Raw genomic sequence first — 14,293 nt, 5'->3', positions numbered from 1 at the left:
CTTGCTACGCCGGTTTGCCGCTTTTGCCGGTGTCCGGGCACGGCTAGAACCGAGGTCAGGATATTGCCCGATACGCATCGGGCCAGAAGAGACTGACAAGGAGAAGACAATGCTCAACAATATCGGCCTGCCGGGCCTTCTGCTGATTGCCGTCGTGGTTCTGGTTCTGTTTGGCCGGGGCAAGATCAGCTCGCTCATGGGCGAAGTCGGCAAGGGAATCACCGCCTTCAAGAAGGGCGTGACCGACGGCTCGAAAGAGCTGGAAGAGGACAACGGCGAAACCGCACGCGACATCACGCCGGAAGGCGAGAAGGACAAGGCGTAACCACAGATGTTCGATCTGGGATGGACCGAGCTGCTGGTCATCGGGATCGTCGCGCTGATCGTGGTCGGGCCAAAGGACCTGCCGGTGTTGTTCCGCAACGTCGGGCGGTTCGTGGGCAAGGCCAAGGGTATGGCGCGCGAATTCAGCCGCGCGATGAACGATGCCGCCGATGAAACCGGAATGCGCGATGTGGCCAAGGGGCTGAAAACGGCCACGAATCCGATGTCGTCGGCAATGGACGGGGTGAAGGATGCCGCGCGCGATCTGACGCGCGATCTGAACCCGGCGCGCTTTGCCGAGGGCAGCGAGACCGAAAAGCTGGCCAAGGAACGCGCCGACAGCGCGAAGAAGATCCAGGCCTCGACCGCCCGCGCGGCGGCCGAACGCAAGGCGAAAGAAGCCGCCGAGGCGCTGGCCAAGGCCGAAGCAGCCGAGGCCGAGCTGGCCAAGGGGACAGAGAGCAAGACATGAGTCACATGGCGGATGACAGTATCGACGACAGCGCCGCGCCGCTGATCGAACATCTGGCCGAACTGCGCACACGGCTGATCCATTCGGTGCTGGCGTTCATCGTCGGGATGGTGATCTGTTTTACCGTCTGGAACCCGATATTCGATTTCCTGACACACCCGCTGTGCAGCGCTATGGCGGTGCGGGGCCACTCTGATTGCGGGCTGATCCTGATCAAGCTGCAAGAGGGCTTTTTCGTCGCGATTTCCATCTCGCTTCTGGGCGGGCTGGTGCTGTCGTTTCCCTATATCAGCTACCAGATGTGGCGGTTCGTGGCGCCGGGGCTGTATAAATCCGAGAAGGGGGCGTTTCTGCCCTTCCTCGTGGCCTCGCCCTTCATGTTCTTCCTGGGGGCGAGTTTCGCGTTCTACGTGGTCACGCCGCTGGCGTTCGACTTCTTTCTTGGCTTCCAGCAGGCGGGCAGCGTTCTGACCGGTGAAACCGATGGCAATGCCGTGGCCGGCATCGCGTTTCAGGGCTCGGCACAGGAATATCTGAGCCTGACGATCAAGTTCATCGTCGCTTTTGGCCTGTGTTTCCAGTTGCCGGTGCTTCTGACGCTGATGGGCAAGGCGGGGCTAGTCAGCGCGGATGGCCTTGGCGGCGTGCGGAAATACGCGGTTGTTGCCATTCTGGTGCTGGCCGCGCTGGTGACGCCGCCTGATGTCATCACCCAGGTCATCCTGTTTGTCGTGGTCTACGGTCTTTACGAGATTTCCATCTTCCTTGTCCGACGAGTCGAGCGCAAGCGCGAGGCACAGCTGCGCGCCGAGGGCTATTACGACGACGAGATGGAGGCCGAGCTTGACGATCCGTTGGCCGACGAGTCGGGTGAAGAGGGCAAGCCATGAGCAAAGACATGATGGACCTTGATCCGGCCGATCTGGGCCGGATTGCCGAGGCATTGGAGCGGATGGCGCCGCCGCCGCTGCCTGCGCCCGATTTCGCCGCTGCTCCGGCCTTTGTCTGGCACGTCGCGCCCGACCGGCTGGAGCCGGTGCCGGTTGTCAATCGGATCGGTCTGGAGCTGCTGGTGGGGATTGACCGCTCGCGCGATACGCTGCTGGACAATACACAGCGCTTCGCCAAGGGGTTCGCCGCGAACAACGCCCTGTTGTGGGGCGCGCGGGGCATGGGAAAATCCAGCCTTGTCAAGGCGATCCATGCCGAAGTGAATGCGGATCACCCCGAGCTGAAGCTGATCGAGCTGCAACGCGAGGATTTGCCCTCGGTCGGGCGGCTGCTGGCCCATCTGCGCGCGGCGCCCTATCGGTTCGTGCTGTTCTGCGATGACCTGTCGTTCAGCCACGACGACCAGCATTACAAATCGCTGAAGGCCGTTCTGGATGGCGGGATCGAGGGGCGTCCAGCCAATGTGGTGCTCTATGCCACGTCGAACCGGCGCCACCTGATGCCGCGCGACATGATCGAGAACGAACGGTCAAGCGCGATCAACCCCTCGGAAGCGGTGGAAGAGAAGGTCTCGCTATCGGATCGTTTCGGGCTGTGGCTGGGATTCCACCCCTGCGATCAGGCGGAATTCCTGGCAATGATCGAACGCTATTGCACGGCCTATGGCGTGACGGTGGACGCCGATACGCTGTACGCAGAGGCGATCGAATGGCAGGCGACGCGGGGCGCGCGTTCGGGCCGGGTGGCGTGGCAGTTCTTTGTCGATCTGGCAGGCCGTCAGGGCGTGCGGATCGGGTAGGGGGCGCTGCCCCCGTCCGCGCTGCGGACTCCCCCGGAGTGTATCTGGAATAGTGAAACAGGGGCGCGGTGGTGCAGGCTGCGCCCCTGTTTATATTCAGTCGAGGTAGGGCGCGGGATTCACGCTGTCGAAGCCGTTGCGGACTTCGAAGTGAACGTAGGCGTTGTCGCCATCGCGCAGCTTGGCGAGGCTTTGGCCGCGTTTGACAGTATCGCCTTTCTTGACCTGAATGCCGTCGATATTGGCGTAGACCGTGAGCAGGTTGTCGGGGTGGCGCACCACGACGATCGGCACCTTGTCGGCGCTGGCCGTGATCGCCGCGACGCTGCCATCGGCGGCGGCCTTGACCGGGGTGCCCGGCTCGGCGGCAATGTCGATCCCGTCGTTCTTGCCTTTGGAGAAGGCGCGGATGATCTTGCCCTGCACGGGATAGCCCATGGGGGCGGTACTGGCGGCTGGTTTCGACGGCTGTCCGACGGAAACCTTGGGCAGCTCGGGTGCTGCTGCGGCAACTTTCTGTTCCGGCAGCGGTTTCGTCGCGCTTGGCGGGGTGGGCGTGGGGCTGCCTGCACCCGGTTCGGTCACGGCGGCGGTGACGGCGGCGGGCAGCGGTTTGGGTGCGGCAGAGCCCGCAACGGGGATCAGCAGATGTTGTCCTTCGCGGATCGCGAAATCGGGGCCAAGACCGTTCCATTCGCCCAGAGATTTTACCGGCACGTTGTACAGGCGGGCGACGGTATAAGCGGTTTCGCCCCGGACCACGCGGTGTTTGACCGGCTCGGCGCCGGCGACGGCTGCCGCCGGTTTTGGCGTGCTGGCCGCCGGTGGCAGGGCCGTCGTTTGCACCGACGACGGAGTCGGGGTGGTGTCGGGGGAAGCGTCGATGGCACCCGATGCGATGGCGGTGATGTCGACATTGCCGGCGCCCGGGGCGGCGGCGATGCGGGTTGGCAGCGCCACGACTTCGCCTTCGCGCAGGGGCTGGCCGTTTTCCAGCCCGTTGTAGCGCGCGAGCTCTTGCGGGTTCAGACCGGTGCGGGCTGCGACGCTGGCGACCGTATCGCCGCGGCGGGCCACGGCGACCTGATAATTGGGATAGGTGATGACGCCGCGCGCATCCGGTTTGGGGCGTTCGCCGGTGGCGGTTTGCGCGGCGGGCGAGGTTGAAAAGGCGCCCAGCTTGCCGCGCATATCCAGATCGAGCGGTTCGTCGCAGGCCGCGAGCAAGGCCAGCGCCGAAGCGGCCAGCCCGAACCGGGCGAGGGTGCGGAGGGAATATGTGGTCATGCTCTGTTCCTCATCTGCCCTTTCCTGTTCGGTCGGAAAGTGGCGCCGTCCTTCATTCAATTCAAGACCCGTCCTTGCCAAGACCTTCGAGCAGGGGCACGAAGCGGACCGGGCGCAATTCATCGTAGTCAAAACCGTTCTCGCCCCGCCGGACCCGGATCAGGGTCTGAACCGCATCCGACTGGCCGACAGGCACCACCATGATACCCCCGATCTTGAGCTGAGCCAAGAGCGGGCCGGGCGGGTCTTCGGCGGCGGCGGTGACAAGGATGCGATCAAAGGGGGCCTGCTCGGCCAGACCATGCGATCCATCGGCTGTCATGGCGGTGATATTGACAAGCCCCAGCGCCTGGAACACGGCGTTGGCGTCGCGCACCAGACGCGCGTGGCGGTCGACCGTGTAGACCCGGCGCGCCAGCCGCGCGAGGATCGCCGCCTGATAGCCCGAGCCGGTGCCGACTTCGAGCACCTTGTCGCGGGCGGTGATCTGGAGCGCCTGTGTCATCAGGCCGACCACGGAGGGTTGCGAGATGGTCTGGCCGCAGGGGATTGGCAGAGGCATGTCCTCATACGCGCGATCCGCGAAGATGCCGGTAATGAAGCGGCCCCGGTCGATGGTTTCCATCGCGTTCAGCACACGCTTGTCGGTCACCCCGCGTGAGCGCAGGGCATAGAGGAACTGCATCTTGGTTTCGGCGTCCGGCCCGCCGGAGCTGGGCCCGGTCATGCGTGGGGATCCGTCATTCGATGGCCTTCAGCGCGTCCAGCGCATCGTGGGCGGTCAGGTCGGCGCGCATCGGCGTAACCGAGATGTAGCCATCGAGGTTGGCGCGGGCATCGGTGCCGGGCGCGGTGCGGACCTGCTGGTTGCCGCCTTTGACCCAGAGGAACCGTTTGCCCGAGGGCGAGCTGTGCGCCTCGACCGAGAAGCAGGTGTCGCGCCGGAAGCCCTGGGTCGCAACGCGAATGCCCGCGACCTCGGGGGCAGGGACGGGTGGAAAGTTGATGTTGTAGAACAGCCGGTAATCCTCGCCCTGGTCGGGGGCGTTTTGCAGGATGCGGCGGATCACCTCGGCGCCATGTTCGGCTGCGGCCTCGAACGGATTCTCCGACGGGAAGTTGCGCGGCCCGAGGTATTGCGAGAGCGCAAAGGCGGGCAGCCCCTGCAACGCGCCTTCGATGGCGCCGCCAAGGGTGCCGGAATAGAGCGCGTTTTCGGCTGAGTTGTTGCCGCGGTTCACGCCCGAGAGCACGATATCGGGGGGCGTGTCGACCATCACGTCATGCAGCCCGGCCAGCACGCAATCAGCGGGCGAGCCTTCGGCGGCGAAACGGCGCGGGCCCATTTCTGCGATCAGCGTGGGGTGGGTGTAGCTGATGCAATGGGCCACGCCCGATTGCTCGAAGGCGGGTGCGACTGTCCAGACTTCGCCATCGGGGCCAGCAAGGTCTTGCGCGATCGCCTCGAGCACCTTCAGCCCGGGGGCGTTGATACCGTCGTCGTTGGTGATAAGAATACGCATGTGCCTGCCCCGTTTTGCCCTTTGTGATAGGCGAGGGGCAGGCGGGGGGCAAGCCGCTACGGCCCTATTCCTTGCGCTGCGGGCGTTGCTGCATCACGCCGGGGCGGTCACTCCGATGTCAGTCAGGATACGTGCGGCCTGGGCTGTGGGCTGGGCCAGTGCGCTGCGGTCTTCTCCGGGGAAGAACCGGGCGCGGGTGGCCGTGGGCATGGGAGCCGGGGTTTCGACATGAACGCGGGGGCCGGTTTTCGCCGTCTCAGCCTGCCAGCTGCGCACCAGCGCCATCTGCGCAGCCTTGCTGGCGCCGTAGACGCCAAAGAATTTCTCGCCCGCGCGGGGGTCGTCGAAGAACAGCGCCTGGCCTTCTGTGCCCAGCAGGGGCGCGACAAATGGGATCAGCACCGAAAGCGCGGTACAGTTCGTCGCCATCGAACGGTCCCAATCCTTGGCATCGGTGAAGACGGCGGGCGCAAGCGTGGGCGCGTGGACCGCCGCATGGGCCCAGAGTGCGACACTGCCCCAGCGGTCGTGGATGCCGCGGCACAGCGTGGCCATGGCATCGGCATTGGTGATGTCCATCGGGGCCAGCGTGGCCGAGCCGCCCAGCGACTTGATCCGGTCGTCCAGGTCTTCGAGCGCGCCGGTGGTGCGGGCGACGGCGACGATGTGGTGGGTCGGGGCCAGCGCTTCGGCCAGGGCGGCGCCCAAGCCACGCGAAGCGCCGGTGATAAGAGCGATCTGTGTCATGAGGGCGGTTTGGGCGCGTTTCGCGGCGGCGTCAAGCCTTGGGCGCGCGGTGCCTAGCCGCGTGGCATTTCGTAGACCCGCGCAATACCGTTCTGCACAAGGTGGACCCGTCCATCGGTTATGGCGGTGACGCGCGCGCCAGCGACGCGGTCGCCCGTGGTGACGCGGTGGATGTCGCCGCGTGGCGTTCGGATCAGCGCGGCGCGGCCGCCCGGGGCTGTGATGGTGCCCAGCAAGGCAAGCGCGTTCAGGTCGAGCGCGTTCTTTTCCGTGGCTTTGCGCGCGGTGGCTTCGGGGGTGTCGGACATGATTCCTCGGGTCGTGGTACCGCGCTCCGGCGGCAGTGGACCGGGGCGATGACACGGCAGGGCGACGGATGAAAGGGGGCGCGGACCCGGACGGGGGCGGGCGGCAGAGGATTGCCGGATGCCTTAGGGACAGATGCCGGATTTCCGCCGAGGCCAAAGCGCGGCCCGGTGTCGCGGGGGGTGAACTGCCGGGGTTTACTACGGTTTGCGCGGAGGCTTGGGCGGGAAGACGGAGGTGCCCAGGCTGCCGGAGGCGCCGATACGGAAAAAGGGGGCTCTGCCCCCGTCCGCTTTGCGGACTCCCCCGGGATATTTGGCCCCAAAGATGGAGGGCTGCGTGTTTACTCGGCGGCCTTCATCTCAAAGCCCTGTTCCAGCATGTCGACCGGGCGCACGGGGTAGTCGCCGCTGAAGCAGGCATCGCAGTATTGCGGCGAGTCGGCGTCGCGGCCATTCGCCTGACCCACGGCGCGGTAGAGACCGTCGAGCGAGATGAATTTCAGGCTGTCGACCTCGAGGTGGGCGCGCATTTCCTCTTCGCTCATCGTGGCGGCGAGGAGTTTTTCGCGCTGCGGCGTGTCGACGCCGTAGAAGCAGGGCCAGGCGGTGGGCGGGCTGGCGATGCGGAAGTGCACCTCGGCCGCGCCAGCATCAAGAATCATTTCCTTGATCTTGCGGGACGTGGTGCCGCGCACCACGGAATCGTCGACCAGGATCACCCGTTTGCCGCGGATGAGTCCACGGTTCACGTTCAGCTTGAGCCTTACGCCCATGTTGCGGATCTGCTCGGTCGGCTCGATGAAGGTGCGGCCCATGTATTGGTTGCGGGTGATGCCGAGCGCGAAGGGAATGCCGCTTTCCTGGCTGAAACCGATGGCCGCCGGCGTGCCGCTGTCGGGCACCGGGCAGACGAGGTCGGCATCGACGGGGGCTTCCTTGGCCAGTTCCACGCCGATCTGGCGACGGCTCTCGTATACGGACCGCCCCCCGAGGATCGAATCCGGGCGCGAGAAATAGACGTGTTCGAAGATGCAGAAGCGCGATTTGGCCCGGCGGAAGGGGAAGTGCGATTGCACGCCTTCGTCGTTGATCACGACCATTTCGCCAGCTTCGATTTCGCGTATGAATTCTGCGCCGATGATGTCGAGCGCGCAGGTTTCCGAGCTGAGCACCCAGCCGTCGCCCAGTTTGCCCAGAACCAGCGGGCGCACGCCCAGCGGGTCGCGCACGCCGATCAGTTTCGTGCGGGTCATGGCGACGACGGAAAATGCGCCTTCGACCTTGCGCAGCGCCTCTTCCATGCGGTCGGGAATCGAGCGGCCCATCGAGCGCGCCATCAGGTGGATGATGCATTCGCTGTCCGATGAGGACTGAAAGATCGACCCGCGCTCGATCAACTCGCGGCGCAGGGCGTTGGCGTTGGTGATGTTGCCGTTGTGGGCAATCGCCGCGCCGCCCATGGAAAATTCGCCGAAGAACGGCTGGACATCGCGGATCGCGGTCTGGCCTTTCGACCCGGCGGTGGAATAGCGCACATGCCCGATGGCCAGCGGCCCGGGCAGGGTTTCCATCACCGATTGCGAGGTGAAGTTGTCGCGCACATATCCGAAGCGGCGGGCCGAATTGAACCCGGCCTCAGCGTCATGTGTGACGATGCCTCCGGCCTCTTGTCCGCGGTGTTGCAGGGCGTGCAGGCCCAGTGCGACGAAATTGGCGGCGTCAGACACGCCCACAACGCCGAAAATCCCGCATTCCTCCTTCAGCTTGTCGTCGTCGAAGGGATGCGCGGGGGGCATGACGGGGTTGGACAAAGCGGCAGCTCCGAATCCGTTTGCAGGTCAGGGCCTGACATAATGGCTGATGGCGCCAGTGTCACGAAAGGATCACAATGTGACGCAGGTTTGAACGCGACAGGCGCAGAAACGCGGCGCAGCCAGGCAGCTGCGCCTTTGTTTTACTGCTGTGCGGGCGCGCTGCACTTGCCGACCAGCGCTTCGTACTGGCCGGTGATCCAGCCCAGCGCCTGCTCGGGGTTGCGCTCTTCGATCTGGGTCGTCATGCGCGAAAAGACCTGCGCCGAGCGGCTGGAATCGACCAGCGGAAAGTTCTGCGATGTCATGACGTTCTGGTAGACGAAGAAGGCAATCGCAACCAGCAGGATGCCGCGGGCCACGCCGAACAGGAAGCCAAAGCCCTGATCGATTCCGCCAAGTGCTGAGCGGCGCACGATCGACGAGAACAGCGGCGTGAAGAACGACACGACGATCAGCGCCACCGCAAAGACGGCGGCAAAGGCGCCGATAACCGACAATTCGCAGCTGTCGGCGATGAATTCGCCGATCATCGGCAGTTCCTTGATCAGCGGCTCGACCTGCGGCGCGAAGAGGAATGCCAGAACGGCGGCGGCAATCCAGCCGACGATGGCCATCGCCTCGCGGACGAAACCGCGCGAATAGGCCAGAAGCGCGGACAGAACGATGACCAGAGCCACGACCCCGTCGATGATGGTGAAACCTTCCATGAAGCCTTTAGCCCTCGTGCTTGCCAGTTGCGGCGGACATTATCCCGCCCCGAATACTTCGCCAACAAAACCTGTCAGATCTGTGGCCCGGGTGATCTTCATCCCGGCATCTGTGCCGGATTTGCCACCCGCGGGGGCGATGGCGGCGGTAAAACCAAGTTTTTGCGCCTCTTTCAACCTGTTTTCCGTCTGGGGGGCGGGGCGCAGGGCGCCGGACAGGCTGATTTCCCCGAAAACAACGGTTTCGGCGGGCAGTGCGGCATCTTCCCGCGCGCTGAGCAGGGCGGCGGCGACGGCCAGATCGGCGGCGGGTTCGGAAATCTTCATGCCGCCCGCCACGTTCAGGTATACATCCAACCCGGCAAAGGGGATGCCGCAGCGCGCTTCGAGAACGGCGAGGATCATCGCAAGGCGGCTGCCGTCCCAGCCCACCACCGCGCGACGCGGCTGCGAATGGGGCGAGGGGGCGACCAGCGCCTGAAGCTCGACCAGCACGGGGCGGGTGCCTTCGATTCCGGCGAAAACGACCGATCCTGGGCTGGGTGTGCCGCGTTCCGACAGGAACAGGGCCGAGGGGTTGGTGACTTCCGAGAGCCCGCGGCCGGTCATTTCGAACACGCCGATTTCATCCGCCGGGCCAAAGCGGTTCTTCACCGCGCGCAGGATGCGGAACTGGTGGCCGCGTTCGCCTTCGAAATACAGCACGGTATCGACCATGTGTTCGACGACGCGGGGGCCGGCGATCTGGCCTTCCTTGGTGACGTGGCCGACCAGAATGACGGATGTCCCGTGCCGCTTGGCGAATGTCGTCAGCTCATGCGCGGCGGCGCGCACCTGCGACACGGAGCCGGGCGCGCTGTCGACATTGTCGGCCCACATCGTCTGGATCGAATCGATCACTACGAGGTCAGGCTTTTCCGCCTCGAGCGTGGTCAGGATGTCGCGCAGGCTGGTTTCCGTGGCCAGCCGCACCGGCGCTTCGGCCAGCCCCAGCCGCTGAGCACGCATCCGCACCTGGGCCGAGGCTTCCTCGCCCGAGATATAGATGGTTTTCAGCCCGGCCATCGCGAACTTGGCCGCGCCCTGCAACAGCAGCGTGGATTTCCCGATGCCCGGGTCACCGCCCACAAGGATGGCCGAGGCATCGACCAGCCCGCCGCCCAACACGCGGTCGAGCTCGTCAATGCCAGAGCAGGTGCGCGGGGGCGGGGTTTCGCGCGTCGACAGATCGCTCAGCGGGATGGTCCGGCCCCGCTTGCCGCCCAGCGATTTCGACGCGGGGCCGACCGACAGCGGCTTTTCCTCGATGATGGTGTTCCATTCGCCGCAGGCCTCGCAGCGGCCCGACCATTTCGATGAACTGGCCCCGCAGGCGGTGCAGACGAAGGTGGTGGATTTGGCCATTATGCCCCCCCGGCGCGCTGACGTTTGGCGGTGAAATGCGCAATCAGGATCGAGCTGATGACGCAGGCGGTGAACAGGTAGATGCCCCAGGCAATCTCGATCCGGGCCAGTCCGATGCCCTTGGCGATCACGACATAAAGCGCGATCAGGAACATGTCGGCCATCGCCAGCTTGCCCAGCAGGTCAAGCGCGGGCAGCAGGCGGCGGCGCAACATGCCAAAGTGGATCAAGGCCAGCCCGATGGTTTTCAGGTAGGGCGCAAAGATCGCCAGGAAGGTCACGATCAGCGCCAGAACCACGTCGCTGTCCCACAGGCTTTGCAGCCCGGAAATCACCGAAATTTCGCTTAGCCCGAACAGCGGCAGGTCGATCCCGGCGCGCAGAAGCGGGGCGAACCAGGCCACCGGATACAGCACCAGCAACATCAGGTTGGCCAGGCGCAGGGCCATCGCCTAGCGCACCGCCTCGATCGGGCCGGTGGCGCTGCCGGTGATGAACTGTTCCAGGTAGGGATCGCCCGAGTCATCCATCTGCGACACCGGGCCGGTCCATTTGATCTGGCCTTCGTGCAGCATGGCGATGTTGTCGGCAATGGCGCGCACGCTGGACATGTCGTGGGTGATCGTCATGGCGGTTGCGCCCATTTCAACCACGATTTCGCGGATCAGGTCGTTGATGACGCCCGACATGATCGGGTCCAGCCCGGTGGTTGGTTCGTCAAAGAATATGATTTCGGGATCGGCGGCGATGGCGCGCGCCAGGCCCACGCGTTTCTGCATCCCGCCCGACAGCTCGGCCGGCAGCAGGTCGGCCACATGCGCCTTCAGCCCGACGCGGCGCAGCTTGTCGATGGCCAGCGCGCGCGCCTCTTCCGCCGGTTTCTTCAGCGACCCGCGCATGTGGCGAAAGGCGACGTTCTGCCAGACCGGCAGCGAATCAAACAGCGCGCCGCCCTGGAACAGCATCCCGAAGCGCGCCAGAAAGGCGTCGCGGTCACCGGTATAGGCATCCTGCCCATCCACGGTGATCGACCCGGAATCGGGCCGGATCAGCCCCAGCACGCATTTCAGCGCCACCGACTTCCCGGTGCCCGAGCCGCCAATGATCACCATCGAGGTGCCGCGCTCGATCGTCAGGTCAAGCCCGCGCAGAACATGGTTGGAGCCAAAGGATTTATGGACGTCTCTGAACTGGATCATATCGAAAAGAACACCCCGGTCAGAATGAAGTTGGCGGCCAGGATCAGCACGGCCGCGGCCTCGACGCTGTTCTTGGTGGCCCGGCCCACGCCCTGCGCCCCCCGGTCGGACTGCATCCCGTAATAGCACCCCATCAACGCCGCGATCACGCCAAAGGCGGCCCCTTTGGCAAGGCTCGACACGATGTCGCGCAACTCGAGGAACTGGATCGTGTTGGTCAGATAGGCCGAGGCGTTGAAGCCAAGGTTCTGCACCGCCACGGTATAGCCGCCCGCGATGCCAATGATGTCGCCGATCCCCACCAGAAGCGGCACGGTGATCAGCGCGGCCAGAACGCGCGGCACGACAAGGTATTTCATCGGGTTGGTCGACAGCGTCACCAGCGCGTCGATCTGTTCGGTCACCTTCATCGTAGCGATTTCCGCCGCGATGCTGGAGGTGACGCGGGCCGCGATCATCAAGCCGACCAGCACGGGGCCAAGTTCGCGCACCATGCCGATGGCGACGATCTGGGGCACCACGGCCTCGGCGTTGAAGCGCGCGCCACCGGAATAGATTTGCAGCGCCAGGGCGCCCCCGGTGAAAATGGCGGTCAGCCCCACCACCGGCAGCGACAGCCAGCCGATGTTCAAAAGCGCCACGGCCAGTTCGCGCGGATAGATCGGTGGGCGCACGACGTGGCTGGCCGTGCGCGCGCCAAAGATCACGACGCGCCCGACCGAGGCGGCAAAGCGCAGGACCATGGCGCCGATCAGCGCGGGAAAGGCGAGGATTGCGTTCATGCGCGATAGCTCCGGCTGTAACGGGCGCCAAGGCTGGTCAGGATTTCATAGCCGATGGTCCCGGCGGCATCGGCCAGATCGTCGACACCCTGATGCGGTCCCAGCAAGGTCAGATAGGGCGGATCCTGTTCCAGGTCGGTCACATCGACGATAATCAGATCCATCGAGATGCGGCCTGCCACGGGGCAGGGCTTGTCGCCATGATACAAAGAAACCTTCGGCCCCATCGCGCGCAGGATGCCATCGGCATAGCCTGCCGCCACCGTCGCCAGCCGTGAAGGGCGCGTGGCCGTCCAGGTGTTGCCGTACCCGGCGGTTTCACCCACCTCGGCATCGCGCACCTGTATCACCGGCACGTCCAGCCGCGCCACCTTGGCCGCGCGGTCAAACGGCAACCCGCCGTACAATCCGATGCCCGGACGGGTCAGATCGAAATGATACTTCTTGCCCAGCAAGATGCCGCCCGTCGCCGACAGCGAGCGCGGCACATTCAGATCGGCCGTCATCTCAATGAAACTTTGCAATTGCTGGGCGTTCATCTCGTGCTCGGGTTCATCCGCGCAGGCCAAATGCGACATGATCAGCACCGGCTTCTGCCGCAGCGCCACATCGCGGAGGGCGGCCCATTCGGCAGGCTCCATCCCCAGACGGTTCATGCCGGAATCCAGCTGAATGCCGAACCGGCGGTCGGGCAGCGCCTCGACATGGCGCAACATCTGGTCGACCGAATTCAGCATCGGGGTCAGGTCGTTGTCACGGATCAGATCACTGTCGCCGTCCATATGGCCGGAAAACACGCCGATCATCACACCGGGGCCAAGCGCGGCCCGCACAGCGGCGCCTTCTTCGGCCACGGCCACGAAAAACCGCCGCGCCCCGGCATCGGCCAGTGCGCGGGCCACACGGGCGGCGCCCAGCCCATAGCCGTCGGCCTTGACCACGGCGGCGGTTTCACAGCCGGTGCGCGCATCAAGCGCGCGCCAGTTGGCGGCCAGCGCGCCCAGGTCGATTGTCAGATGTCCACTGCTCATGCGCCGTTCTTGACACGGGGGCCGCGCGCGTCAAGGGGGAATGCCACCGCGTGCGAAGCCTTGCCGCTGTCACTGGACTTAGGGCGAGTTGAAATCGAACTGGTTCGATTCCCACTTCTTTTCGCCGATCAGGCAATCGTAGCCCTGCGCCTTCATTATGCGCTCGGGCGGGGCGGGGGCAGGGCGTGCGGCGATTTCAAGGATCAGCTTGCGTTTGACACTATCCGCGAACTGGTCCCAGCTTAGCACCGGCAGAACAAAAGCGCCGGGTCCGCCGATCACGCAGTTCAGGTAATAGGCATCCAGATCCGGAATGCCCCAGCGCAGCGAGAACGCATCCTGCGTCATCAGGGGCAGGCCATTGATGGTAATCCCGCGCGCCTGAACATCGGCGCGCGCGTCCAGCACCGGGCGGCCCTGATTGTTCGGCCCGTCGCCCGATACGTCGATCACCCGGCGCAACCCGGTGTAGCTGTTCGTTTCAAAGGCATCGGCCGCATAGTCAAGGACCCCGGCAATCGAAGTACGCCGCATTCCGTTGCTGAACCATGCGGTCAGCCGCTCTGCCACCGCTTGCCCAGCCTCGGGGCTGTCGATCAACGTCCATGGCACGATCACCGTCTGGCTGCTGTCACCGGCCCATTCCACGTAGGTTAGCGCGATGCGCCCGATCATGCCGCCGGCAATCACATCTATTACTTCGGGATCCGAGAGCGCGGCGGCATAGCCCCTGCGCTGGATCTCGAGTTCCTGAGGAGACATCGACCGAGAGACATCAACCGCCAGAAACAGCTCGACATCCACCTCGACCGGGTCGGCACGTACCGACAGAGGCAGAGCAAACGCAAGGGTGAATAGGGCAGACCGCAACCACATGCGACCATAGCGCCCGGCTGGCGGGCGCCTGTCCATTCACGAATCCGTAAACAGCGCCAATTCGGCCCG

Annotated in this window: 17 protein-coding genes; 4 read left to right on the top strand and 13 right to left on the bottom strand. The window is 64.9% G+C overall.

The window, feature by feature from the left end; genetic code table 11:
• Nucleotides 1-109 precede the first annotated feature (109 nt).
• The 4 genes from FGK64_RS02060 to FGK64_RS02045 are packed head-to-tail and all read left to right on the top strand — an operon-like array spanning nt 110 to nt 2,546.
• Complete coding sequence (locus FGK64_RS02060) at nt 110-325, top strand: twin-arginine translocase TatA/TatE family subunit (RefSeq protein WP_138862138.1); 216 nt, start codon at nt 110-112, stop codon at nt 323-325.
• A 6-nt stretch (nt 326-331) separates the two neighbouring features.
• Nucleotides 332-796, top strand: coding sequence for a Sec-independent protein translocase protein TatB (gene tatB / locus FGK64_RS02055; protein WP_138862137.1), 465 nt, complete (start codon nt 332-334; stop codon nt 794-796).
• Complete coding sequence (gene tatC / locus FGK64_RS02050; RefSeq protein WP_171053952.1) at nt 793-1,686, top strand: twin-arginine translocase subunit TatC; 894 nt, start codon at nt 793-795, stop codon at nt 1,684-1,686. The genes tatB and tatC overlap by 4 nt, the downstream gene beginning before the upstream one ends.
• The gene (locus FGK64_RS02045; protein ID WP_246057648.1) at nt 1,683-2,546 is read left to right on the top strand and encodes an ATP-binding protein; all 864 of its coding nucleotides are present in this window, start codon (nt 1,683-1,685) and stop codon (nt 2,544-2,546) included. The genes tatC and FGK64_RS02045 overlap by 4 nt, the downstream gene beginning before the upstream one ends.
• A 96-nt stretch (nt 2,547-2,642) precedes the next feature.
• Here the strand turns inward: FGK64_RS02045 and FGK64_RS02040 are convergent, their stop codons facing one another.
• The 13 genes from FGK64_RS02040 to FGK64_RS01980 form a co-directional block, all read right to left on the bottom strand.
• Nucleotides 2,643-3,833, bottom strand: a complete 1,191-nt coding sequence (locus FGK64_RS02040) for a peptidoglycan DD-metalloendopeptidase family protein (protein WP_138862135.1) — start codon at nt 3,831-3,833, stop codon at nt 2,643-2,645.
• Nucleotides 3,834-3,894: 61 nt separating this feature from the next.
• Complete coding sequence (locus FGK64_RS02035; RefSeq protein WP_138862134.1) at nt 3,895-4,560, bottom strand: protein-L-isoaspartate(D-aspartate) O-methyltransferase; 666 nt, start codon at nt 4,558-4,560, stop codon at nt 3,895-3,897.
• A 13-nt stretch (nt 4,561-4,573) separates the two neighbouring features.
• Nucleotides 4,574-5,356, bottom strand: a complete 783-nt coding sequence (gene surE, locus FGK64_RS02030; protein ID WP_138862133.1) for a 5'/3'-nucleotidase SurE — start codon at nt 5,354-5,356, stop codon at nt 4,574-4,576.
• Between the two features lie 93 nt (nt 5,357-5,449).
• Nucleotides 5,450-6,103 carry an SDR family NAD(P)-dependent oxidoreductase gene (locus FGK64_RS02025; RefSeq protein WP_138862132.1) on the bottom strand — a complete coding sequence of 218 codons (654 nt, stop codon included), beginning with the start codon at nt 6,101-6,103 and terminating at the stop codon, nt 5,450-5,452.
• Between the two features lie 53 nt (nt 6,104-6,156).
• Entirely contained in the window at nt 6,157-6,411 is a 255-nt protein-coding gene (locus FGK64_RS02020; RefSeq protein ID WP_138862131.1) for a pilus assembly protein PilP, read from the bottom strand.
• Nucleotides 6,412-6,752: 341 nt separating this feature from the next.
• A complete protein-coding gene (gene purF / locus FGK64_RS02015) occupies nt 6,753-8,207 on the bottom strand; it encodes an amidophosphoribosyltransferase (protein WP_138862130.1) in 1,455 nt (484 codons plus the stop codon).
• A gap of 158 nt (nt 8,208-8,365) precedes the next feature.
• A complete protein-coding gene (locus FGK64_RS02010; RefSeq protein WP_138862129.1) occupies nt 8,366-8,932 on the bottom strand; it encodes a CvpA family protein in 567 nt (188 codons plus the stop codon).
• 39 nt (nt 8,933-8,971) lie between these two features.
• A complete protein-coding gene (gene radA, locus FGK64_RS02005) occupies nt 8,972-10,336 on the bottom strand; it encodes a DNA repair protein RadA (RefSeq protein ID WP_138862128.1) in 1,365 nt (454 codons plus the stop codon).
• The gene (locus FGK64_RS02000) at nt 10,336-10,785 is read right to left on the bottom strand and encodes a paraquat-inducible protein A (RefSeq protein WP_138862127.1); all 450 of its coding nucleotides are present in this window, start codon (nt 10,783-10,785) and stop codon (nt 10,336-10,338) included. The genes radA and FGK64_RS02000 overlap by 1 nt, the downstream gene beginning before the upstream one ends.
• A gap of 3 nt (nt 10,786-10,788) precedes the next feature.
• The gene (locus FGK64_RS01995) at nt 10,789-11,535 is read right to left on the bottom strand and encodes an ABC transporter ATP-binding protein (RefSeq protein ID WP_138862126.1); all 747 of its coding nucleotides are present in this window, start codon (nt 11,533-11,535) and stop codon (nt 10,789-10,791) included.
• A complete protein-coding gene (locus FGK64_RS01990; protein WP_425456604.1) occupies nt 11,532-12,278 on the bottom strand; it encodes an MlaE family ABC transporter permease in 747 nt (248 codons plus the stop codon). Before FGK64_RS01990 ends, FGK64_RS01995 begins: the two co-directional genes overlap by 4 nt.
• Nucleotides 12,279-12,313: 35 nt before the next feature.
• On the bottom strand, nt 12,314-13,348 hold the full coding sequence (gene alr, locus FGK64_RS01985; protein WP_138862124.1) for an alanine racemase: 1,035 nt from the start codon (nt 13,346-13,348) through the stop codon (nt 12,314-12,316).
• Nucleotides 13,349-13,426: 78 nt separating this feature from the next.
• On the bottom strand, nt 13,427-14,260 hold the full coding sequence (locus FGK64_RS01980) for a DUF1194 domain-containing protein (protein WP_246057647.1): 834 nt from the start codon (nt 14,258-14,260) through the stop codon (nt 13,427-13,429).
• Nucleotides 14,261-14,293: the final 33 nt, after the last annotated feature.

Origin of the sequence: Arenibacterium halophilum, from assembly GCF_005938225.1 — a bacterium.
GTDB classification, from domain to species: domain Bacteria; phylum Pseudomonadota; class Alphaproteobacteria; order Rhodobacterales; family Rhodobacteraceae; genus Arenibacterium; species Arenibacterium halophilum.
This window is presented reverse-complemented; position numbering and strand designations above follow the sequence as displayed.

Excerpts from the sequence above, each read along its gene's own strand:
- FGK64_RS02060 (WP_138862138.1), top strand. The coding sequence starts at position 110 with ATGCTCAACAATATCGGCCTGCCGGGCCTTCTGCTGATTGCCGTCGTG.
- tatB (WP_138862137.1), top strand. The coding sequence starts at position 332 with ATGTTCGATCTGGGATGGACCGAGCTGCTGGTCATCGGGATCGTCGCG.
- tatC (WP_171053952.1), top strand. The coding sequence starts at position 793 with ATGAGTCACATGGCGGATGACAGTATCGACGACAGCGCCGCGCCGCTG.
- FGK64_RS02045 (WP_246057648.1), top strand. The coding sequence starts at position 1,683 with ATGAGCAAAGACATGATGGACCTTGATCCGGCCGATCTGGGCCGGATT.
- FGK64_RS02040 (WP_138862135.1), bottom strand. The coding sequence starts at position 3,833 with ATGACCACATATTCCCTCCGCACCCTCGCCCGGTTCGGGCTGGCCGCT.
- FGK64_RS02035 (WP_138862134.1), bottom strand. The coding sequence starts at position 4,560 with ATGACCGGGCCCAGCTCCGGCGGGCCGGACGCCGAAACCAAGATGCAG.
- surE (WP_138862133.1), bottom strand. The coding sequence starts at position 5,356 with ATGCGTATTCTTATCACCAACGACGACGGTATCAACGCCCCCGGGCTG.
- FGK64_RS02025 (WP_138862132.1), bottom strand. The coding sequence starts at position 6,103 with ATGACACAGATCGCTCTTATCACCGGCGCTTCGCGTGGCTTGGGCGCC.
- FGK64_RS02020 (WP_138862131.1), bottom strand. The coding sequence starts at position 6,411 with ATGTCCGACACCCCCGAAGCCACCGCGCGCAAAGCCACGGAAAAGAAC.
- purF (WP_138862130.1), bottom strand. The coding sequence starts at position 8,207 with ATGCCCCCCGCGCATCCCTTCGACGACGACAAGCTGAAGGAGGAATGC.
- FGK64_RS02010 (WP_138862129.1), bottom strand. The coding sequence starts at position 8,932 with ATGGAAGGTTTCACCATCATCGACGGGGTCGTGGCTCTGGTCATCGTT.
- radA (WP_138862128.1), bottom strand. The coding sequence starts at position 10,336 with ATGGCCAAATCCACCACCTTCGTCTGCACCGCCTGCGGGGCCAGTTCA.
- FGK64_RS02000 (WP_138862127.1), bottom strand. The coding sequence starts at position 10,785 with ATGGCCCTGCGCCTGGCCAACCTGATGTTGCTGGTGCTGTATCCGGTG.
- FGK64_RS01995 (WP_138862126.1), bottom strand. The coding sequence starts at position 11,535 with ATGATCCAGTTCAGAGACGTCCATAAATCCTTTGGCTCCAACCATGTT.
- FGK64_RS01990 (WP_425456604.1), bottom strand. The coding sequence starts at position 12,278 with ATGGTCCTGCGCTTTGCCGCCTCGGTCGGGCGCGTCGTGATCTTTGGC.
- alr (WP_138862124.1), bottom strand. The coding sequence starts at position 13,348 with ATGAGCAGTGGACATCTGACAATCGACCTGGGCGCGCTGGCCGCCAAC.
- FGK64_RS01980 (WP_246057647.1), bottom strand. The coding sequence starts at position 14,260 with ATGGACAGGCGCCCGCCAGCCGGGCGCTATGGTCGCATGTGGTTGCGG.